At 69.1% G+C, this 21,064-nt stretch carries 21 protein-coding genes; 11 read left to right on the top strand and 10 right to left on the bottom strand.

Annotated elements, in window-relative coordinates; translation table 11 throughout:
* Positions 1-2,649: a protein kinase gene (locus VHR41_06790; protein ID HEX3233885.1), complete on the top strand. Its 2,649-nt coding sequence runs from the start codon at positions 1-3 to the stop codon at positions 2,647-2,649.
* Positions 2,650-2,814: 165 nt separating this feature from the next.
* Here the strand turns inward: VHR41_06790 and VHR41_06785 are convergent, their stop codons facing one another.
* Positions 2,815-3,267, bottom strand: coding sequence for a CBS domain-containing protein (locus tag VHR41_06785; GenBank protein ID HEX3233884.1), 453 nt, complete (start codon positions 3,265-3,267; stop codon positions 2,815-2,817).
* 166 nt (positions 3,268-3,433) lie between these two features.
* Between VHR41_06785 and VHR41_06780 the strand changes: the two genes are divergently transcribed.
* Genes VHR41_06780 through VHR41_06770 form a run of 3 tightly spaced genes read left to right on the top strand, consistent with a single transcriptional unit; the run spans position 3,434 to position 5,258 of the window.
* Positions 3,434-4,198, top strand: coding sequence for an SDR family oxidoreductase (locus tag VHR41_06780; protein ID HEX3233883.1), 765 nt, complete (start codon positions 3,434-3,436; stop codon positions 4,196-4,198).
* 16 nt (positions 4,199-4,214) lie between these two features.
* Positions 4,215-4,622, top strand: a complete 408-nt coding sequence (locus VHR41_06775) for a cupin domain-containing protein (GenBank protein ID HEX3233882.1) — start codon at positions 4,215-4,217, stop codon at positions 4,620-4,622.
* A 15-nt stretch (positions 4,623-4,637) separates the two neighbouring features.
* A complete protein-coding gene (locus VHR41_06770; GenBank protein ID HEX3233881.1) occupies positions 4,638-5,258 on the top strand; it encodes a TMEM175 family protein in 621 nt (206 codons plus the stop codon).
* Positions 5,259-5,384: 126 nt separating this feature from the next.
* Here the strand turns inward: VHR41_06770 and VHR41_06765 are convergent, their stop codons facing one another.
* Positions 5,385-5,591, bottom strand: coding sequence for a hypothetical protein (locus VHR41_06765; protein ID HEX3233880.1), 207 nt, complete (start codon positions 5,589-5,591; stop codon positions 5,385-5,387).
* A gap of 338 nt (positions 5,592-5,929) precedes the next feature.
* On the opposite strand from VHR41_06765, the gene VHR41_06760 reads away from it, so the two are divergent.
* The 3 genes from VHR41_06760 (at position 5,930) to VHR41_06750 (ending at position 10,646) form a co-directional block, all read left to right on the top strand.
* Positions 5,930-6,211, top strand: coding sequence for a hypothetical protein (locus tag VHR41_06760; protein ID HEX3233879.1), 282 nt, complete (start codon positions 5,930-5,932; stop codon positions 6,209-6,211).
* Positions 6,212-6,291: 80 nt separating this feature from the next.
* The gene (locus VHR41_06755; GenBank protein HEX3233878.1) at positions 6,292-8,979 is read left to right on the top strand and encodes a protein kinase; all 2,688 of its coding nucleotides are present in this window, start codon (positions 6,292-6,294) and stop codon (positions 8,977-8,979) included.
* A 203-nt stretch (positions 8,980-9,182) separates the two neighbouring features.
* The gene (locus VHR41_06750; protein ID HEX3233877.1) at positions 9,183-10,646 is read left to right on the top strand and encodes an amidohydrolase family protein; all 1,464 of its coding nucleotides are present in this window, start codon (positions 9,183-9,185) and stop codon (positions 10,644-10,646) included.
* 4 nt (positions 10,647-10,650) lie between these two features.
* Here VHR41_06750 and VHR41_06745 read toward each other — a convergent pair whose 3' ends face one another.
* Positions 10,651-10,845 (bottom strand): hypothetical protein, encoded by a 195-nt coding sequence (locus tag VHR41_06745; protein HEX3233876.1) that lies wholly within the window; start codon positions 10,843-10,845, stop codon positions 10,651-10,653.
* A 145-nt stretch (positions 10,846-10,990) separates the two neighbouring features.
* Between VHR41_06745 and VHR41_06740 the strand changes: the two genes are divergently transcribed.
* Positions 10,991-12,085, top strand: a complete 1,095-nt coding sequence (locus VHR41_06740; GenBank protein HEX3233875.1) for an LLM class flavin-dependent oxidoreductase — start codon at positions 10,991-10,993, stop codon at positions 12,083-12,085.
* A 51-nt stretch (positions 12,086-12,136) separates the two neighbouring features.
* Here the strand turns inward: VHR41_06740 and VHR41_06735 are convergent, their stop codons facing one another.
* The 3 genes from VHR41_06735 to VHR41_06725 all read right to left on the bottom strand — a co-directional run bounded on the left by VHR41_06735 (position 12,137) and on the right by VHR41_06725 (position 14,318).
* Positions 12,137-12,811, bottom strand: a complete 675-nt coding sequence (locus VHR41_06735) for an NAD(P)H-binding protein (protein HEX3233874.1) — start codon at positions 12,809-12,811, stop codon at positions 12,137-12,139.
* Positions 12,808-13,377 (bottom strand): hypothetical protein, encoded by a 570-nt coding sequence (locus VHR41_06730; GenBank protein ID HEX3233873.1) that lies wholly within the window; start codon positions 13,375-13,377, stop codon positions 12,808-12,810. The genes VHR41_06735 and VHR41_06730 overlap by 4 nt, the downstream gene beginning before the upstream one ends.
* A gap of 71 nt (positions 13,378-13,448) precedes the next feature.
* The gene (locus VHR41_06725) at positions 13,449-14,318 is read right to left on the bottom strand and encodes a sigma-70 family RNA polymerase sigma factor (GenBank protein HEX3233872.1); all 870 of its coding nucleotides are present in this window, start codon (positions 14,316-14,318) and stop codon (positions 13,449-13,451) included.
* 75 nt (positions 14,319-14,393) lie between these two features.
* Between VHR41_06725 and VHR41_06720 the strand changes: the two genes are divergently transcribed.
* On the top strand, positions 14,394-14,780 hold the full coding sequence (locus VHR41_06720; protein HEX3233871.1) for a nuclear transport factor 2 family protein: 387 nt from the start codon (positions 14,394-14,396) through the stop codon (positions 14,778-14,780).
* 2 nt (positions 14,781-14,782) lie between these two features.
* On the opposite strand, the gene VHR41_06715 is transcribed toward VHR41_06720, so the two are convergent.
* Entirely contained in the window at positions 14,783-16,435 is a 1,653-nt protein-coding gene (locus VHR41_06715) for a M1 family metallopeptidase (GenBank protein ID HEX3233870.1), read from the bottom strand.
* Positions 16,436-16,556: 121 nt separating this feature from the next.
* Here VHR41_06715 and VHR41_06710 point away from each other — a divergent pair, with 121 nt between their 5' ends.
* Positions 16,557-17,483 (top strand): NAD(P)-dependent oxidoreductase, encoded by a 927-nt coding sequence (locus tag VHR41_06710; protein HEX3233869.1) that lies wholly within the window; start codon positions 16,557-16,559, stop codon positions 17,481-17,483.
* Positions 17,484-17,579: 96 nt separating this feature from the next.
* Here VHR41_06710 and VHR41_06705 read toward each other — a convergent pair whose 3' ends face one another.
* Genes VHR41_06705 through VHR41_06695 form a run of 3 tightly spaced genes read right to left on the bottom strand, consistent with a single transcriptional unit; the run spans position 17,580 to position 20,101 of the window.
* A complete protein-coding gene (locus VHR41_06705) occupies positions 17,580-18,386 on the bottom strand; it encodes a thioredoxin family protein (protein HEX3233868.1) in 807 nt (268 codons plus the stop codon).
* A gap of 46 nt (positions 18,387-18,432) precedes the next feature.
* Positions 18,433-19,614, bottom strand: a complete 1,182-nt coding sequence (locus tag VHR41_06700) for an alpha/beta fold hydrolase (protein ID HEX3233867.1) — start codon at positions 19,612-19,614, stop codon at positions 18,433-18,435.
* A 55-nt stretch (positions 19,615-19,669) separates the two neighbouring features.
* A complete protein-coding gene (locus VHR41_06695) occupies positions 19,670-20,101 on the bottom strand; it encodes a DoxX family protein (protein ID HEX3233866.1) in 432 nt (143 codons plus the stop codon).
* Between VHR41_06695 and VHR41_06690 the strand changes: the two genes are divergently transcribed.
* Positions 20,100-20,663, top strand: coding sequence for a DinB family protein (locus VHR41_06690; GenBank protein ID HEX3233865.1), 564 nt, complete (start codon positions 20,100-20,102; stop codon positions 20,661-20,663). The genes VHR41_06695 and VHR41_06690 overlap by 2 nt on opposite strands.
* Positions 20,664-21,064: the final 401 nt, after the last annotated feature.

The following is a 21,064-nucleotide window of genomic DNA, read 5'->3' as shown; positions in this document are numbered from 1 at the left end:
ATGCCTGAACTGCTCGGCCGGCTCCAGTCGGCGCTCGCGGACCGTTACCGTCTGGAGCGGGAGCTGGGCGCCGGCGGCATGGCCACGGTCTACCTGGCGCACGACCTCCGGCACGAGCGGCGGGTCGCGCTCAAGCTGCTCCGCCCCGAGCTCGCGGCCGTGATCGGCGCCGAGCGGTTCCTGGGAGAGATCCGCACCACCGCCAACCTGCAGCACCCCCACATCCTGCCGCTGTTTGACTCGGGTGCGGCCGACTCGTTCCTCTATTACGTCATGCCGTACGTGGAGGGGGAATCGCTCCGCGCGCGGCTCACGCGCGAGAAGCAGCTCCCCATCGCCGAGGCGGTGCGGCTGGGGAGCCAGGTCGCGTCGGCGCTAGACTACGCGCACCGGCACGGGGTGATCCACCGCGACATCAAGCCCGAGAACATCCTGCTCCACGAGGGCTCGGCGGTGGTGGCGGACTTCGGCATCGCGCTGGCCCTGAGCAGCGCGGGCCGGAACCGGCTGACCGAGACAGGGCTCTCGATCGGCACGCCGCAGTACATGAGCCCCGAGCAGGCGATGGGCGACCGGGACATCGATGCCCGGAGTGACATCTACTCGCTCGGCGCCGTGCTCTACGAGATGCTCGCGGGCGACCCGCCGTTCCTCGGCTCGACCGCGCAGGCGATCGTGGCGAAGGTCATCACCGAGAAGCCGACGCCGATCACTGCGTCGCGCGACACGGTGCCGCCGGCCGTCGCGGCGACGGTGCACCGGGCCCTCGCCAAGCTCCCGGCCGACCGATTCGGCTCGGCGGCGGAGCTGTCGGAGGCGCTGGCCGGCCGGGCTCCGGCGATGTTGTCCGGGACCACCACGGTCATCGAGACGCCGGCCCAGGGCCGCGCCAGGCGCTGGCTCCCGCGCGCGGGCTGGGCCCTGCTCGGCGCGGCGGTGGTGGCGCTTGCCGCGTTCGCGTCGCGACGATCGGGAGCTACGGTCGACCGAGCCCCGATCCGATTCTCAGTCGAGCTCGCCCCGACTGAATGGATCAACTCCGGCGACCCTACCCCGATCATCTCGCCCGACGGCCGGCAGATCCTGATCCAGGCCGTCCGCAATGGCCGCTTGCAGATTTTCCTGCGCGATCTGGCGCGCAATCAGGTCGTGCCCGTCGCCGGGACCGAGGGCGGCAACCATCCGTTCTTCTCCCCGGATGCGGCCTGGATCGGGTTCACATCCGAAGGCAAGCTGCGCAAGGTGCGGGTCGAGGGTGGCTCGCCGATCGTGCTGGCGCCCTCCACCTGGGCCGGCGGGAGCTGGGGCGCGGATGGCACCATCGTGTACACCGAGAGCTACAACAGCGGGCTCTGGCAGGTGAGCGCCGCCGGCGGCGAGCCCACCCGGCTCACTATCCCCGACTCGGCCGCAGGCGAGCTGGCCCACTGGTGGCCGCAGATTCTGCCCGACGGCCGGCACGTGATCTTCACCAACTTCTCGACTCCGATCGAGCGGGCGAAGATCGAGCTGCTCGACCTCCGGACCGGCTCGCGTACGGTACTGGTGCGCGGCGGCGTCGGCGGCGTGTACGCGGCTTCCGGGCATCTGCTGTACGGCGCGGGCGATGCGCTGCTGGCCGCGCCGTTCGACCTCGATCGGCTGCGGCTCACCGGCGAGGCCGTGCCCGTGCTGAGCGATCTGGCCATGGTGCCATCGAACGGCGCGGCGGCGTTCAGCGTGTCCGCCTCGGGCGACCTGGCGTACGTCCGCGCGTCCCTGCTCAGCGCCGGCTCGCTCCCCGTCTGGGTGAGCCGCGAGGGTACCGAGCAGCCACTGCTCCAGCGGGAGGGCCGGTACGCGTCCCCAGCGATCTCGCCGGACGGCCGCCGAGTTGCGCTCACGGTCACCGCCACGGACGGGAACCGAGACGTGTGGGCCTACGAGCCCGGGCGCGGGATCCTCACCCGGATCACCTCGGGCGACGCCGCCGATTTCGGCGCGCTCTGGACCGGCGATGGCCGCCGTCTGATCTATTCCTCCGAGCGCCCGATCTTCGACCTGTTCAGCCGGGCCGCTGGCGCGGGCACCCCGGAAACGGCGCTGGTGGTCAGTCGAGCCGACAAGTACGCGGGCTCGCTCTCGGCCGACGGCTCGCTGCTGCTCTACGGGGTGAGCGGCAAGCTGAGCGAGGAGATCTGGTCGGTCGGCCTGGATGGCCACCCCGCGGCGGCACCGCTGCTGCAGGGCCGCTCCAACCTCGCCCATCCGTCGCTGTCGCCGACCGGCGGCTGGCTGGCGTTCGACTCGGACGAGTCCGGCCGTGCCGAGGTCTATCTGCAGTCCTTCCCCGATCTCGCACGGGACCGGCGCCAGGTCTCGACCAACGGCGGCACCGAGCCCCGCTGGACCCGCGGCGGCCGGGAGCTGGTGTACCTGGGTGGCGACAGCGTGTTCGCGGTGGCGGTGGATCCCGCCTCCGGTGAGACCGGCCGCCCCACCTTGTTGTTCTCAGGGCCCTACGGCAATGAGGCGCATGCGTGGAGCTACGACGCCGCGCCGGACGGCCGTCGGTTCCTGATGATCAAGTCGCCGCCCGAGTCGGCGCCGCGGCGGGTGGAGGTGGTGCTGAACTGGTTCGCGGAGCTGAAGGGAGGACATCGAAAGTAGGCGCCAGTAACGCGAACCGCCGCCGAAAGTCGCGATCTCTCGGCGGCGGCTCATTTTCCCATCTGCGGGATCACCCACCCCCCGGTCAGGCTGAGGGCCTCACCTCGCCGCCCGCTCTTCGCGCCGGATTTGGGGTCCTCGCGTCCCGTCCGATGACCTATATGATCAGTTCGACTGCTCTTCCTCGTGTTGCCCCGGCTTCGAGATCCGCTCGACCACCCGCCCCAGCTCACCTTCGCTGACTGCCTTGTCTCTCACCGCGAGGTCGGCCTGAGCGATCATGCCGACGCAGTTACCCCGGCCGTCGACCACCGGAACCCGCCGCACCTGCGCTTGCATCATGATCTGCTCCACCGCCGCGACGTCATCCTCCGGATGGCAGCACTTCGGGTCGGTGGTCATGACCTCCTTGACCCGCGTCTCCGGCCCGCCGCCTTGGGCGATGCACCGGCAGGCGACGTCGCGATCGGTCACCACGCCGGTCAGCCGCATGGTGCCCGTCTCGACCACCGCAATGCATCCGCAGTCGTGCTTCAGCATGAGCTGTGCTGCCTCTCGTACGGTGCTCTCCGGCGTACAGCTCGCCGGCGTCTTGGTCATCAGTTCCTGGGCCTTCATGGAAGCCTCCTCTTGAACCGGGTCCATCCCGAATCTGCCACGGTATACCGGCCCACGCCACGGCTCCAGGGCCGTCCGGATCGGCCATTGCCTTTTGCGGGCCTGGCACCAAAATGGATTCGGCCACGAACAGGATCAGGTCAACCACTCGGTGAAAGGATCCATCATGAAAGTCGTGATCATCGGCGGAAGCGGCCTCATCGGTTCGAAGGTCGTCACCTGCCTTCGCCAGCAGGGCCATGAGGCCGTGCCGGCATCTCCAGATACGGGTGTCAACACGCTCACGGGCGAGGGCCTGGCCGACGTCCTCACCGGTGCGGCCGTCGTCGTCGACGTGTCGAATTCACCCTCGTTCGAAGATGCGGCGGTGCTGAAGTTTTTCAAGACGTCGACCGCCAATCTCCTCGCGGCCGAAGCGGCGGCGCGTGTGGGTCATCACGTTGCGCTATCGGTCGTCGGCAGCGACCGAATACCCGAGAGCGGCTATCTGCGTGCCAAGGTTGCCCAGGAGACGCTGATCCGAAACTCACCGATCCCGTACTCGATTATCCGGGCGACGCAGTTCTTCGAGTTTGCCAAGCGCATCGCGGACGAGGCGACCGTCGGGAATACGGTGCGCATCCCACCCGTGCTGTTCCAACCCATGGCGGCCACGGATGTCGCCAATGCGGTGTGCAGGGTCGCCGTGGGAGCGCCGCTCAACAGCGTCGTCGAGGTGGGAGGGCCGCAACAGTTTCGCTTTGACGAATTCATCAGGCTGGGTCTCAGCGCGCGCGACGACCACCGTGACGTGGTCGCCGACCCGCACGCCCGCTACTTCGGTGCGGAGCTGAGCGAGCGCATGCTGGTGCCGGACGCCGACGCCAGACTCGGCGAGATCCACTTCGACGAATGGCTCCGCCAGGCCACCGTCGCGGCCGCACGGGCATGAGGGAGCGGAGAGCGAGATGCGAATCCTCAATATTCCCGTGGCAGGGTTGGTGGCCGGCTTCCTCTGCGCGGTCAGCAGTCGGCTGACCGCGCAAGAGGCCGTGGTCACGCCCTTGATGATGAAAGAGCTGGCGGACGTGCCGGGTAAGGAAGCGCTGATGCTCATGGTGGAGTATCCGCCGGGCTCGTCGGACCCGGTTCACCGGCACAATGCCCATGCGTTCGTCTACGTCGTGGAAGGCTCGATCGTGATGCAGGTGAAGGGAGGCAAGCCGGTGACGCTGACGCCGGGACAAACATTCTATGAGGGCCCGGACGATATCCATGTCGTCGGCCGGAACGCGAGCAGCACCAAGCCGGCCAAGTTCCTGGTGCTGCTGGTGAAGAAGCAGGGCGCGCCGGCGCTGGTGCCGGCTGCACCGTGAGGAGTGAGGGGAGTGATGGGTAAGGGGCGAATCGAGGCATTCAGCGATGCGGTGCTGGCGATCATCATCACCATCATGGTGCTGGAGTTCAAGAGCCCGCATGATGCCGCGCTCGGTGCCCTTCGCCCGTTGCTCCCCGTGTTCCTGAGCTACCTGCTGAGCTTCATCTACCTCGGCATCTACTGGAACAACCATCATTACCTGCTGTATGTCACGCACCGCGTCAGCGCGGCCATTCTGTGGGCCAACCTTCACCTGCTGTTCTGGCTCTCATTGGTGCCGTTCGCCACCCGGTGGATGGGGGAGAATCACTTCGCGGCCGCCCCCATGGCACTGTACGGATTGATCCTGCTGCTCGCCGGGACGGCATATCTGTTCCTGCAACACGCGATTCTCGCTCAGGAGGGCGCGGACTCGCTGCTGGCGGCGGCGATAGGCCGAGATTGGAAGGGCAAGGTCTCGGTGCTGATGTACGGGGTGGCGATCCCGGTGGCGTTTCTCCGGCCGTGGATCGCGGGGACATTCTATGTGGTGGCAGCCCTGATGTGGCTCGTGCCCGATCGGCGCATCGAGCGGGCAGTCTCCCTTGCGCGGCCGGCCCCGTTGGCTGGAACTCAAGGCCGGGCAGGCGGATGAGGTAAACACAAAACCGCCGCCGAGCATCGCGAATCTCTCGACGGCGGTTTCCCCTTCCGGTCGAGCGCGCCGCGGCGCCCCCACATGCCAATTCTCCTCTCCTCGCATAATGTTCCGCTCATGGACCTACGCGACCGGCTCCAGCAAGCGCTGGGCTCGACCTATCTCGTGCAACGCGAGCTCGGGCAGGGAGGCATGTCCACGGTCTTTCTGGCCGACGACCCCAAGCACGAGCGTCAGGTGGCCGTGAAGGTCTTGAGGCCGGAGCTCGCCGCCGCCCTCGGCCCGGAGCGCTTCACCCGCGAGATCCGCATCGCCGCCCGGCTGCAGCACCCCCACATCCTGCCGTTGCTCGACTCGGGCCAGGCCGAAGGCTTCCTCTACTACGTCATGCCGTACGTGGACGGCCAGTCGCTACGGGAGCGGATCGCGCGCGAGGGCGAGCTGCCTGGTACCGGGACCAGCGGCACTTTCTTTTCACCAGCGACCGCAGTGTCCGCTACGAGCTCTACGTCCAGACCCGCGAGGGGAACGGCTGGGGGACTCCCACCCGGCTCACCCAGGATGGTGGCATCGGTTCCTTCCTGTCGCCGGACGGCCAGGGGATTCTCTTTCAACACCGGGATCGGATTGCATTTATCGCGTCGGCCGGCGGGAAGACCAACGACCTCGTGCTCTCGGGCCCGCTCGAGGGCCGAGAGGAGGAGATCGTCACCGCAGCCTGGGCCGAGGACAACCGTCACATCCTGCTCGCCATGGGCGCCGACTCCACGGGGGAGCAGCAGGTCTGGTCGATGCCGGTCGAGGGAGGCACCCCGCGGCTGCTGGTCCGCATGGACGACCGAAGTCTGCAATTCGGCCGAGGCTCGATGGTGGTGCGCGGCGGAGAGCTGTACTTCCTGATGCTCCGGTCCGAGAGCGACATATGGAGCGCGGAGCTGAACGATCGGTAACCGACGGGCCCCGGTCGAGGCGATGCTGGCAATCCGCCCCCGCCCGCGCCACATTCCAGGCCTCTCTACCCGGCACCCCTGTGACCGCAGTCGATTCGCCACTCGCCGCGGCCCTGGCTGGACGCTACTCGCTCGAGCGCGAGCTCGGGCAAGGCGGAATGGCCACGGTGTATCTGGCGCGCGATGTCCGACACGAGCGGCTCGTCGCCCTCAAGGTGCTCCGCCCCGAGCTCGCCGCCTCACTCGGGCCGGAGCGGTTTCTCCGCGAGATCAAGCTCGCCGCCCAGCTCCAGCATCCTCATATCCTGCCGCTCCATGACTCGGGTGAGGCCGCGGGTTTCCTGTATTACGTCATGCCCTACGTCGAGGGCGAGTCCCTCCGCGCCCGGCTTGCCCGTCAGGGCGAACTGCCCGTCCATGACGCGGTGAAGATCCTGATCGAGGTGACCGATGCCCTGGCGTATGCCCATGGGCGCGGCATCGTGCACCGGGACATCAAACCCGACAACGTGCTGCTCTCGGGTCGCCACGCGCTGGTGACCGACTTCGGCGTGGCCAAAGCCGTGAGTGAGGCCACCGGCAGACAGCAGCTCACCACGGCCGGCGTCGCGCTCGGCACACCGGCCTACATGGCCCCCGAGCAGGCCACCGCCGATCCCGGCATCGACCACCGGGCCGACCTGTACGCGCTGGGGGTGATGGGCTACGAGCTGATTGCCGGGCGCCCTCCGTTCACCGGGCGCACAAGCCAGGAGGTGCTGGCGGCACAGGTGACGCAGCCGCCGCCGCCACTCAGCGCGCAGCGGCCCGCCTGCCCACCGGTCCTCGAGTCGATCCTCATGAAGTGCCTGGAGAAGCGGCCGGCCGATCGGTGGCAGTCGGCCGACGAGCTGCTCGCCCAGCTCGAGCCGCTCGTCACGCCCAGCGGCGGGACGACGCCGGCGACTACCCGGCCGATCGAGGCCGTGGCGCCGCATGCGCGGCCGGCACCATGGCGCCGGTGGCTCGCCCCGGCGGCGCTGCTCCTCGCGCTCGCGGCCGTAGCGGCCTTCTTTCTCAGCCGCCCGCCGGCCGACCTCCGACTCGGCCGGCGGGTGCAGCTCACGCTCGATCCCGGCCTCGAGATCGACGCGGCGCTCTCGCCCGACGGCGAGCTCGTCGCCTACGCGGCGGGACCGCTGGGGGAGACCCGGCTCTACGTGCGGCAGGTGGACGGCGGAACGCCGGTGGCGCTGACGCGGTCGGGCGGCGGGTTCGCCCGGGTGCCGCGCTGGTCGCCCGACGGGCGGCGCATCCTGTATCTCTCGGAGCGCGGCCTCGAGGTCATGCCCGCCCTCGGCGGCCCCTCGAAGCTCGTCCTGGCGGTCGAGCGCGGCGCGTGGACGGACGGCGCCTGGTCGCCGGACGGGCGCTCGATCGCGTTCGCCCTGGGCGACTCGGTGTTCGTGCGGCCGCTGGAGGATGGCACCGCCCGGGCGGTCGCCCGGCTTCCCGAGGCGCACTCCTGCGCCTGGTCCCCCGATGCGCGCCGGCTCGCCTGCGTCTCGGGCAATTTGCCGTTCGTGACCAACGACGAGTTCGGCAATCACGCTGCCAGCAGCGTGTGGCTCGTGCCCGCCGACGGCGGCACTCCTCTCCGAGTCACCGATGACGAGGCGCTCAACATGAGCCCCACGTGGCTGCGAGCCGGCACGCTACTCTACATCTCCGACCGTGAGGGCGGCCGTGATCTGTACCGACTCCCGCTCAACGGTGCCGGACGCCCGACCGGCGATGCTGCACGGCTCACCACCGGTCTCAACGCGGCCCGGGTGAGCGTCGCGGCCGATGGACGGCGGCTCGCGTACGCGGCCCTTACCGAGAGCGGCAACGTCTGGTCGCTTCCGATCCCGGGCACCGGCGTCGGAAGCGTGCGCCAGGCGGAGCCGGTCACCACGGGCACGCAGGTGATCGAGGGCTTTGACCTGTCGCACGACCGCCGGTGGCTCGCCTTTGATTCCGACCGCGGCGGCACGCCGCAAGTGTACCGGATGGCTGTCGCCGGGAGCGGCGAGGTCGAGCAGCTCACCTCCGGCGCCGAGCCCGCGTTCGCTCCGGTCATCTCCCCCGACGGTCGGGAGATCGCCTATCACGCTTTCCAGGGCGGCACGCGGCAGGTCTTCGTCATGCCCGCCGAGGGAGGTCGACCGAGCCAAGTGACGACCGGGAGCGGTCAATATCAGAACCCGGAGTGGTCGCCCGACGGCCGAACGCTGGCCGTCGTCCTGGGTTACCGGACCCCTGCGCAGAAGCTCGTGCTCGTCACCCGCGACGACCGAGGCCGCTGGGGCGCGCCCCGCCAGGTGCTGGCGCAGGGGATGCTCGGCGTCTGGGCGCCGGAAGGCCGCTCGCTGCTCACTGCCACGGGCGTGGTCGGGCTCCCTCGCGCGCTGACGGTCGTCCCCTCGGCTGGAGGAGGCGACCCCCGCGCTGTGCTCGCGGTGCGCGACCCGGCGACGGATGTGGCGCCGGCCGGTTTCAGCGGGTGGGCCTGGTCGACTGACGGACGGGCGATCTATTTCGCGGGCCTGGACCCGCGCGACCGGAGCGTCGCCGTCTGGCGCCTGCCCGCCGAGGGCGGGGTACCCCGGCTTGTGATGCGCTTCGACGATCCCAACCACCGGTGGTCCCCGGTCACCGGCCTCCGGGTGCGGGGCGACCGTTTCTATTTCAACCTCGGCGACCAGCAGAGCGACCTCTGGATGGCGGAGATCGCGGGCTCACCATGACCGCCGGCAGCATCGGGGGCCAGAAGGACGCCATGGTCCGCGTGCTCGAGCTGGTCGCTCACTGATCAGAGGCCATGCGGACCCGGCGGCTGGTACAGCCGGCGATTCCTCGAGTCGACATTCCCTGCCTGGCGGCCCGTTCCCCCGCGAAACACTTTCCCACCTGCCCGCGTACGTAAGCCGTCCCGCCACCCTGGAGTCCCATGCTCCTCGCCCTCGTGACGGCGATGTTGGTCCAGACCCCGCCGCTGCCTCATCGAGTCCTGATCCGGGATGTCACCATCGTCTCGCCGGAGCGGAAGGCTCCGCTGCAGCACGGGTACGTCGTCCTGGAGAATGACCGGATCGCCGCGGTGGGCCACGGCACGCCGCCCGTGGCCCCCTGGGATTCGGTCGTCGTCGGCCGGGGCCGGGTGCTCATCCCTGGATTGATCGACGGGCACACCCATCTCGCGGTGACCGCCGGAATGCCGCTCCCGGTGCCGCCGGAGCTCCGGTCGCTCGCGGCCGCCTACGCCGAGCAGTTGCCGCGGAGCTATCTCTATTCGGGGTTCACCACGGTGATCGATCTGATCGTGTTCGATCGAGCCTTCCTCAATCGGTTCAAGGCAGCGCCCCTCCACCCGGACAGCTACGACTGTGGCCCCGCGCTCGCACTGGCGAACGGCTACCCGATGGCGATGTCCTCCCAGAATTTGCGCTGGGACCTCTTCCCCAACTTTCTCTGGGATCCCCGTCAGCGGGATTCGATCCCCAGCCGGTTCCGACCCGAAGATCATACACCGAAGGCGACCGTGGCTCGGGTGGCAGCCGATGGCGGGGTCTGCGTCAAGACCTTCGAGGAGCACGGGTACGGCCCCGTGAGAAACCTGCCGACGCCCACGCTCGAGATGATCCGAGCGGTGGTTCGGGAGAGCCATGCCCGTGACCTGCCCGTGCTTATGCACGCGAACACCCTCGCGGCCTGGCGGTTCGCCGTCCACGCGCGAGTGGACGTGATCGCACATGGGATGTGGAACTGGGACGAGTTCGAGCACACTGGTGAAGAGCTGCCGGCGCCGATCCGCGCGCTGCTCGACACCGTCGCCGCGCGCCGGATCGGCTTCATGCCGACACTTCGCGTGATCGACGGACTGGGCGACATGTACGATCCCGCGTTTCTGGACAATCCCCGCTTGGCCCGGGTGCTCCCGTCGTCGCTCATCGCCTGGTACCAAACGCCCGCCGGGCAGTCGTTCGCGGCCGAGATGCGCCGTAACTTCGGCAAGGCGAGCAACGAGCAGGTCCGCGGGATCTTCCGCCATGTGGCCGACCACGGGGCGACGGCCACTCGCTACCTGGTGTCGCACGGCGGCCGGCTGGTCTTCGGCACCGACACCCCCTCGAGTCCGACCTACGGGAATCCGCCGGGGCTGAACGGCTTCCTGGAGCTCGAGCGGCTCGCCGGGGCCGGCGTGCCGCTGCCTCGACTCCTGGGGGGCGCCACCATCGAGGCGGCAAGGGCCTTCCACCTCGACAGCCTGTATGGGACCGTCGAGGCCGGCAAGGTTGCCAACCTGGTGTTGCTCCGAGCCAATCCGTTGGAAACGGTCGAGGCCTACGACGCGATTGACCAGGTCGTCGTGCGAGGCAAGGTACTCGATCGGTCCGTCCTGGCCGCCCGGTGATGGGTTACGGCTGACCGGCCCTCTTTCGTGCCTCGCCGACGGTGTTTCGAACGGCACGGTCCAGCCTGTAGTACAGGTCCCATGCCTCGTTGGCGAGGGCGTCCAGGTTGGGCTCGGCCCGTATCGCATCGTCGGTCGCTCGGATGGCATACAAGCTCGCCGCCAGGGCGATCACCACATCATTCTTGTCCTCGGCCATTGCTCATCTCCTCCGTTGCGATACTCGCCATAGTTGCCTCCTGTGGTGAAGAAGGCACGCGGCCGCAGTCAGGGCAGTGCCGTGTGTCACCTCGCTGACGGACCCGGCGCGGGAACCCCAGCCGCATCCCGTCGGTTAGGCCTGCATGTCGAATATCGAACTGGGTCTGGACACCTTCGGTGACGTCACGGCGGACGCCGGCGGACGTCCCCACCCCCACGCCCGCGTCCTGCGCGACGTCCTAGCCGAGGCCGAGCTCGCCGACCAGTTCAACGTCGACTTCATCGGCCTCGGCGAGCACCACCGCCCCGACTTCGCCATCAGCGCCCCCGAAGTCCTCCTGGCCGCCATCGCCACCCGCACCAGCCGCATTCGGCTCGGCACGGCGGTGACGGTACTGAGCACCGACGACCCCGTCCGGGTCTACGAGCGGTTCGCCACTCTGGATGCCGTCTCCCACGGCCGCGCCGAGGTGATCCTCGGCCGTGGCTCGTTCACCGAGTCGTTCCCCCTCTTCGGCTTCTCGCTCGAGGACTACGACGACCTGTTCGAGGAGAAGCTCGCCCTCTTCGCCGCAATCCGCGACGCCGACCGCACCGGCCGGCCGATCCATTGGCAGGGTCGGGTGCGCCCGCCGGTCGAGGTCGCCTCGGTCACGCCCCGGGTCGAGCGGCCGCCGCTCAGCACCTGGGTGGGCGTGGGCGGGAGTCCCGAGTCGGTGGTCCGCGCCGCGCGCTACGGCTTCCCATTGACGCTCGCCATCATCGGCGGCGACCCGCGCCGCTTCGCGCCCTACGTCGAGCTCTACTACCGGGCCCTCGGCCAGCTCGGGCATGAGAAGCTGCCGGTCGGAGTCCACTCACCGGGACATATCGCCGACACCGACGCCGGCGCGCGCGACGAGCTCTGGCCGCACTACGAGGTCATGCGGAACCGGATCGGCGGCGAGCGTGGCTGGCCCCGGACCAGCCGGGCCGAGTTCGAGCACGAGATCGCGGCGGGGTCGCTCTACGTCGGGTCGCCCGAGACGGTGGCTCGGAAGATCGCGGCCACCGTGGGCGCGCTCGGTGCGTCGCGGTTCGATCTCAAGTACAGCGCGGGGACGCTGCCGCACGAGGCGATGATGCGGAGCATTGAGCTCTACGGGCGAGAGGTGATGCCGCGGGTGCGCAGGCTGGCCGCCGAGGTCAAGCCGGACGAGTTCGAGAGAGGGACGCCGACTCAGGCAGCGCAAGCGTGATGCGCAGGCGAAGGCGGCGGCCGAGGGGCGGCCTCGGTCGCGGTAGGTCCGTCAATCCGCTATCCCGATCTCCTCGCGTATGGTCTCCCGCCGCCCGATCGCCGCCAGCATCGCGTGCGCCACGTCCGCTCGCGAGACGACGTTCCCGCCCTTCAGATTCCGTCCCATCGCCGTCCGGTACGCCCCGGTGAGCTTTCCGTTAGTGAGCAGCGGCGGCCGGAAGATCGTCCAGTCCAGCTCGCTCTCCCGGAGGACGTCCTCCATGAGCGCGAGATCGGTGTACCGCTCGCGCAGCACGGTCCTGAAGAACGGAGTGCCGAGGTTCCTCATGAAGAACCCCTCGCCAGGGTCGCGGCTCGGCGGGTGCGGCCGGCTGGGCGACGGCATGGTCGAGATCGGCGCCGCGCTCACCACGATGATCCGCCGGACCCCGGTCGCCTGCATCGCCGCGACGATCGCGCCGGTCCCGTGCTCCGCCACGCCCGCCTTGGCCATCGGTCTCGGCCCCACGCCCGACAGCACGGCATCGGCGCCGGCCACCGCTGACTCGAGGACCCTCGGCTCGGGCAGATCGAGGTCCGCCGTGACGACTCGCGTACCGTTCAGGCCGGCGGCCAGCTTGCCGGGATTTCGGACCGCCACCGTCACCTCGTGACCGGCGCCGAGGGCTTGCCGGAGCAGCTCCGCGCCGATCCCTCCGGTCGCCCCGAAGATCGTGAGCTTCATCGCTCGCTCCTCGCCACCTGCGCCGCGCGCCGGCCGGCGCCGAGAGCCGGCCGTGAGAGCGCGATGCCCAGCACCAGCGCGATTCCCATCACCGCCAGCGCTCCGCCCCAGCTCGGCCGGACCGACATCAGGAACACGATGCCCAGGAGGAGCGCGCTCCTCGTCCACAGAGACACGATCAGCGCGGGGTCGTTCACTTGTTGGCGCAGCGTCGGCGATAACGATCCGCCCTCGGCGGGCAGCGCTCGCGCGATGGCCGCCGCCCTCCGGCCACCGACCGCGCCGCCGACCGCGGCGACGACCACCATGCCGCCGAGCGCCACGAGGATCCACGCCTGCGGCCCCCAGCGGGTGGCGCTCATGTAGATGCCCGAGGCGAGGATGAGAAGGGCCGACGGCCCTCCGACGGTTCGCGGCGCGGCCAGCAGCCTGAGCCATTCCCGGACCTGAGTCGTGCCGGCGGCGCGTCTGAGATTGGTGAGCCCTGTCCACTCGAGACCGATGGCCGCGAAGATCCCGAGCGCACCGACGACGTGCAGGAACACAGCTATGGAATACAGCGACATGATTCGCCCCTTTCGGCTGTCACCCCTCATGACAGGACAGCCGCTGGATCTGTGACACCCGCGGCGGGGCGCTAGGACGGAACGGGGAGGGACCGGAGCTTGTCGGGGTTGCCGATGGCGTAGATGGTCTGAATCCGGCCGTCGCGGATGTCGAAGATGAGCGCGGACAGCGGCCGGCCGCTCACGTAGGCCACGAAGCCCGGCTGCCCGTTGATCTCGGTGGGCCGGACGACGGTCTCCCTCGGCACCAGGCGCTCCATGACGCCGAGGGCAAACCGGGCGACGGACGACGCGCCGTGCACCGGCTTGAGAGCGGCGCCGGGCACCTTGCCGCCGCCGTCTCCCCACAGAGTGATGTCCTCCGCCAGCAGCGCGACGAGGCCCTCCATGTCGCCCGCGAACGAGGCTTCCGTGAACTTCTCCACCAGACGCTTCGCCTGGGCGGGATCGGCCTCGAAGCGCGCCTGCGGCGAGCCCACCCGCTTCCGTGCGCGCGCGACGAGCTGGCGGCAGTTCGCCTCGGTCTTGTCCAGCACCCGGGCGATCTCGGCGTACTCGAAGTCGAACACCTCGTGCAGCAGGAACGCCGCCCGCTCGACCGGCCCCAGCCGCTCGAGCAGCAGGAGGAACGCCATCGAGAGCGATTCTGCCAGCTCCACGGTATCGCGGGGTTCCTCGGTCACGAGCGGTTCCGGCAGCCAGGGCCCGACATAGATTTCGCGCTTGGTCCGCGCGGCACGCAGCTGGTTGATGGCGAGCCGCGTGACGATGGTGGTGAGATACGCCCGCGGCGAGCGGACCTCGGTCTCCTTGGCCTCCTCCCAGCGGAGGTAGGCCTCCTGGACCAGGTCTTCCGCATCCATCACGCTGCCGAGCATCCGGTAGGCGATGGAGAAGAGCATCGGTCTTACCGAGGCGAATACGTCTGCGCGCGTGTCCATCTTCCTGAAACATGACACGGACGGCCCGCGGTGTGTGACATCGCCCTCCCGGACGGCCGCCGCCGAGGATCGAGTATGACCAGACTGGATGACGTGACCGCGGCCGAGGATCGCTTCTTCACCGCGCTGCTCGAGGGTGACGGCAACGCGCTTCGGGCGCTCCTCACGCCCGACTTCGTGCTGGTCGACGTGATGACGGGATCGGAGATTCCCGGTCCCGTGCTGGTGGATCTGGTCGGCGGCGGGCAGCTCGTGTTCGAGGGGGTCGAGCGGATCGATTCACGGGTCCGCGGCTACGGCTCCGCGGCGGTGGTCACCGGGCAAACTCGCATGCGGGGCCGATACCAGGAACAGTCCTGGTCGGCGCACAGCCGCTACACCCACGTCTACGTCCAGGGCGACACCGGGTGGCGGCTCGCGTCGGCCCAGGGCACTCCGATCGCGGCCGCTCCGCCGGCGTAGGGTCACCGGCCTGACCTCGTCCGGGTCCGGTGGTCGCCTTCATGATCTGGTGCCGAGTCGGGCGGAGCCTTGAGCACCAGATTCCGCGGGTCCACGATGACGCGTGCGGGGGTGCCGGGCAGGGACAGGGGGAAGCGCTGGGACGCGAGGCTGTCGCGCACCACCAGCGTGGTGTCTCCCCGCGGCGTGCTGATCCGGAGCTCGAGCGGCATGGTGACCGGCCGCGGCCCGAGCTGCCTGACGACGACCTGGCCCGTCCACCGGCCGGCGCCGGCCCCCTCGAGCGTCGCGCGATAGGACGGCTGCAGGCTGTCGCGCAGCCATTCGTCGAAGAACCACGCCAGTGGAGCACCATACGCCCGCTCGCAGGCCCGCTCGAAGTCGGCCGTGGTGGCGGTGCCGTAGGCGTGATCGGCCAGGTAGCTCCGGATCGCCCCGAAGAACCGGGCGTCCCCCATCAGGTGGCGGAGCATGTGGAGCACCCACGCACCCTTCTGGAACTGGGTCGCGGTGAACAGCCGGCTCAGGTCGGCCGTATCGGGGACGACGATGCTGCCCTCATAGGACGGCTGGTAGAAGCTCGCCAGCGCCGCGGTGTAGGCCGAATCGCCGCCCTCCCGCTCACGCCACAGCGCGTAGGCGTAGGTGGCGAAGCTCTCGTGCAGCCACACGTCCGACCAGCTCCGCGCGGTGACCAGGTTGCCGAACCACTGGTGCGCCAGCTCGTGAGCCACGATCCAGTCGTTGCGGTGATCGCCGGTGATGAGGGCGGCGCCGTAGCTCGGCAGGGTCTGGTGCTCTCGGAAGCTGTGGAGGGGAAACTCGGCGATGCCGTACTTCTCCCGCACGAAGGGATACTCACCGAACAGTGCGGCGTAGTGCGGCAGGATCCGCCGGACCACCGAGAAGTCGCGCTCGGCCTTGGCCCGGTCCTCCGGATAGACGAAGAACAAGAGCGGCATCGCCCTGCCCCCGGAGGGTCGGTACTGGTCTCGGATCACGGCGTAGCGGGCGACGGCCACGGAGATCACGTCGGGGTAGATCGGATAGCGGACGGCCCATCGGAAGGTCCGGCCGCCCGCGGTGGCCGAGCTGTCGCGCAGCGTGCCGTTGGAGGCGGCCGTGAGTCCCTCGGGCACGGTGATGGCGATATCGGCGCTGTCGGCTTTGTCGGCGGGAGTATCCTTGGACGGCCACCAGCTCCGCGCGCTGTACGGCATGCCGTACGAGGCCACGGCCGGACTGCCGGCACGCGACGTGAAGCGGAGGCCTCCCGCCGGGCGGCCTCGATAGTACACGACGACGTCGAGCGGCGCGCCCGCCGGGCGCGCCGGCGCCGGCGTGATGGAGAGTCGCCCGCCCGAGTGCGTGTACCGGACGCGCGCTCCCGCCTCGAGCACGGAGTCCACCCGCAGGGAGTCCGACAGGTCGAGCCGCAACACCGCTGCTGAGTCCGTCGTCGGCCTCGCCTGGACCCGCACCATGCCCGCGACGGACTCGGTGGCCGGAGAGAGCCGGAGCGCGAGATCGTACCAGGTCACGTCCCAGCCAGTCGAGTCGGGTGGGGGCCGATGCTGTGCTTGCAGCGGCGCGGCCGCAAGGGCAAACGCCGCAACGACGGCGTGGCACCATCGTATGCTCTTGGTGGCCCTCATGTTCACCGGACGGGGGCGGTGGGCTGGAAGTGTCAGGCGCCCCGCCGCGTGTGACAGGGCTTACCGCCGTACTCCTCGTGCCGACGTATCCAGATAAGCAGCTGATTTCGGGAGGTGCGGCATGCGAATCTTCGTCACAGGCGCCAGCGGCGTCATCGGCCGGCGGGTCGTCCCTCAACTGGTCGCGGCCGGTCATCAGGTATCGGCCGTGGTCCATAGTCCGGCAAAGCACGGTAAGCTCGAGGCGCTCGGCGCCCGAGCTGTGTCGGTGGACCTGTTCGACGGGACATCCATCGCTCGCTCGGTCGCCGGCCACGACACGGTGATCAACCTTGTCACCCATATCCCCCATTCCACCGCCAAGCTGCTGCTGCCGGGAGCCTGGCGCGAGAATGACAGGCTCCGGCGGGACACGTCCCGTCTCCTGGTGGACGCGGCGATCGCCACCGGCGTTTTGCGGTTCATCCAAGAATCGTTCGCGCCGGTGTATGCCGGGCAGGGCGACGCCTGGATCACGGAGGCGTCCCCGCTCAGACCGGTCCGGTACAACCGGACGGTGATCGACGCCGAGCAGTCGGCCGAGCGGTTTGCCCGAAGCGGAGGCCGTGGCATCGTGGTTCGCTTCGCGGGGTTCTACGGGCCGGACTCCACCCAGCTCGGCGATATGCTCCAGAGCGTCCGCCGCGGAATGCTCCCGCTGCCGGGAGATCCCGAGGCCTACTTCTCCTTCGTCTCTCACGACGACGCGGCCGCCGCGGTGGTCGCGGCGTTGTCGCTCGGCTCGGGGGCGTACAACGTCGTGGACGACGACCCGGTCACCCGCCGGGTGCTGGGGGATACGCTGGCCGCCCTGCTCGGCGTGAAGCCACCGCGCCGTCCGATACCCAGATGGATCCCCCGAATCCTCGGGTCGATCGGCGAGCTGATGTCCCGGTCGCAACGGATCTCCAACCGCAGGCTTCGAGAGGCCGGCGACTGGCGCCCGCGATATCCCAGCATTCGTGAGGGTCTTCGCGCGACGCTGGAGCAGCGGCGGAAGGCGGCGTAGACACTGAACGCTTCAGTCTTCTCCGCTGCCGGCGCGGCATTCGCACTAGGAGTGCTTGGATCGGGCCCGTGGAGCATCGACGGCCCGCGCGGCTAATCACCCGCCGTACTCGTCGTGCCGGCGCATCCAGAAGCTGGTCTCGTTGCGCCCCTTGGGTGCGCGGTCGAGCCATTGGTACATGAGCCAGAGACCGTCCACGCCACGCGCGAACGCCGAATAGGTGTGATAGACGGCGCCGTCCTCGAGCGCGAACGCGCTCATGCCCGGCCGCTCGCGGGTATACGTCAGCACGTCGGTGCCGGTCGTCGCCGCCACCTGTGCCACCGGTCCCTCATCTCCGCGCTTCTCCCACTGCTTCGCGTCCTTCCCCGCCAGCGCCTCGGGTGACGGTTCCTCGCGCTGGTAGTTGTAGACGATGGTGCCCTCGCGCTGCTGCGCCTCGGTGAAGTAGACGTTGAAGTCCGGGTTGAAGTCGGTGCCGAGTGCAGACGCCCATGGGAACATCCATCCCATCCGCTTCTTGTAGGCCTGCAGCTTGGCCAGCGGCGCCCGCGACACCGCCATCATCGTGACGTCGTGGTTGGCCAGGTGTGTCACGATGCCGTTGAAGCCGTCGGCGATCGACGAGCACGCCGGACAGCCCGCCGTGTAGTCGGGGCCGAACATGAAGTGGTAGATCAGGAGCTGCGAGCGCCCTCTGAACAGCTCGGCGAGCGTGGCTGGGCCCTCGTCGGTGTCGAAGCGATAGGTCTTGTCCACCCGGACCCAGGGCAGCTCCTGCCGCTGGCGGGCGACCTCATCGCTCCGATGGGTCAGGTCCTTTTCGGCCTCGAGCAGCTTGAGCCGGGCCGCGAGCCATTCGTCCCGGGTGCCGGTGGCGTGGCCGGGTTGGGTACTGGTCATGCTTTTGGGCATCGTCCGACTCCCTTTCTGTTCAGTGCTGAGGCCCTCATCCCTTTCGCAGCGGCCGGAAAAACGCTCGGATCTCCTCCGCCAGCGCCGCCGGCTCCTCCAGCGCGGCAAAGTGTCCGCCGCGCGGCATCGTCGTCCACCGCTGCACGTTGAAGAACCGCTTGGCCCATTCACGCGGCGGGCTGGAGATGTCCTTGGGGAACATCGCGAACCCCGCCGGGGTCTTGGACGACCCCACCCATTCCTTCGCCTTCTCCTTGGTCCAGCGCACGGCGCCGGCCCGCATCACGTCGTGATAGGGCTGGAATGCGGAGCCGATGGTGCCGGTCAGCCAGTAGAGCATGATGTTGGTGAGCAGCTCGTCTTTGGTGTAACTCCGCTCGACGTCGCCGCCGCAGTCGCTCCACGCCCTGAACTTCTCGACGATCCACGCGGCCAGACCAGCCGGCGAGTCGAGCAATCCCGGCGACGCGGTGCGCGGGCGGGTACCCTGGATCATCGCGTAGGCGCCCTCCTCCCGTTGCCAGCGCTCGTTGTGCTCCAGGTAGCGCCGCTCGGCGGCGCTCGGATCGCTCGGCTTCTGGAAGATGTGCCAGAAGGGCACGTCGGTGAGATGGATGCCCACCACCGATCCGCCGTGGCTCCGGCCGAGCTGCTCGGTGACCGTGCTGCCCCAGTCGCCGCCGTGGGCCCCGAAGCGCTCGTAGCCCAGCGCCTCGGTCATGAGCTGGTGCCAGAGGTCGCCGAAGCCGAACAGTCCGCCGCCCGCGGTGCGCGCCTCCGAGAACGCGTATCCCGGCAGGCTCGGCACCACCACGTCGAAGGCATCCGCCGCATCGCCACCGTGTGCCGCGGGGTCGGCCAGCAGCGGGATCAGCTTCGAGAAACGAAAGAACGAGTCGGGAAAGCCGTGCGTGAGCAGGAGGGGCATGCGATCGGGGCCGCTGCCCCGCTGGTGGATCAGGTGAAGTCGGGTGCCGTCCACCTCAACGCGGAACTGGGGGAAGCGGTTGAGCGCCCGCTCCTGCGCCCGCCAGTCGAAGCGGTCGCGCCAGTAGAGCACGAGCTCTCGGAGATAGGCCGGGCTCGTGCCAGCGTCCCAATCATCGGTGTCGTCCTCCGATAGCCGTGTAGTCCGAAGCCGCTGCGAGAGGTCCTCCAGGGCCTCGTTGGCCACCGCGATCTCGAACGGCTCGAGCCGGGTTGCGATGCTCGCCATAGGTGCCTCCTATGGTCAAGAACGCTCGCGGGCGCGGGCAGGGCAGTGGCTTGGATCACGTCGCTGATGAACGGCCGGCGATCGCACTGTCGATCGAGAACGCCCCGGGACCGATGAGTGCGAGGGAAGCCGCCGCCGCGCAGAGCAGGAGCTCGAGCTCCGGGCCGTCCGGAGCGAAGAAGCCGCCTTTGAGTTTCACGAGCAGGATCGCCCCGAGCATATCGATCGCGAGCCCCAGCGCCGCCAGTCGGGTCAGGAGCCCGAGGATGAGCGCGAGGCCGCCGAGGAACTCGACCAGCGCCACCAGCGGACCGGTCACGCCGGGAAGCGGCACGCCCATATGCGCGAAGGCGCCGCTGACACCGGCGAAGCCGTAGACAAAGAGCTTCTGCCCGCCGTGGGCGGCGAAGATGATGCCGGTCACGACCCGAAGCACCGCGAGGCCGGCGCTGAGCTGTCGCGAGATGGGAGTGATGAGCGCGTTCATGCGTGCCTCCGATGGCGTGACTGTCCCGACCTGCTCGGCTAGCTTCCCCAGCATGGAAAACATACCTGAAGTCTGGCTGCGCGGACCGATGCCGGGCATCCAGCCGTATCTCCAGCCGGCCGCGCACACTCTGCAACAGGTCCGCGAAGACATCGAGCCCGTCGTCCAGGGCCTCACAACGGAGCAGTTGTGGCATCGACCCGGTGGCGCCGCCGCCATCGGATTCCACCTGCACCACTTGCCGGGCAGCCTCGAGCGCCTTCTCACCTACTCGCGCGGCGAGAGCCTCTCAGCCGACCAGATGTCACGGCTCGCGTCGGAGCGGACGGTACACGAGGATCGGCCCGGCCTCGATGCCCTCGTCACCCGGCTCACCGGCGGGATCGAGGATGCGCTCGACTATCTGCGAACGATTCCCTCGGAGGCGTTGCTCGCGCGCCGGGATGTGGGCCGCAAGAAACTTCCATCGACCACAATGGGCCTGGTCTTTCATGCCGCGGAGCACTCGTCGCGCCACGCCGGCCAGATCGTCACCCTCGCAAGGGTCGTCCGAAGCCCCTGAGGGCCCGCTACCGTCGCGTCCGGGCCCGCACGTCCGCGAGCCAGTTCTCGGCCTCCACGACGGTGGGCGCACCCGCCGCCGGGTCCGCCCCCCCAGGGACGCGGGAAGACGAGCCCCCTGCCTCCCCGGCAGCACGTCGTACACCTGGTGAAATCGATCCTGCGGGAAGACCACGCCACTCAGCAGCGGCTTGATATCGGTCTCTGGAGACCAAGGCGAGTGGAATAAACGCTCTCACTTCGGATCGCGCTGGCCGCAGTGTCGCTCATTTCGTATGCTGCCGCAGCGCGGCACGCTCCGCCATCGCCTGGTCCAGCATGGGCCTGAGGGGCGGATCGCTCTCCCGCCAGAGAGTGAGAAACTCATCATAGAGTCTGGCGGCTTCCTGCGGGTGACCGAGT

It is taken from the genome of Gemmatimonadales bacterium, assembly GCA_036265815.1.
Lineage (GTDB): Bacteria > Gemmatimonadota > Gemmatimonadetes > Gemmatimonadales > GWC2-71-9 > CAVVWJ01.
The sequence above is the reverse complement of the archived record's forward strand: the minus strand, read 5'-3'. Positions and strand labels throughout refer to the sequence as shown.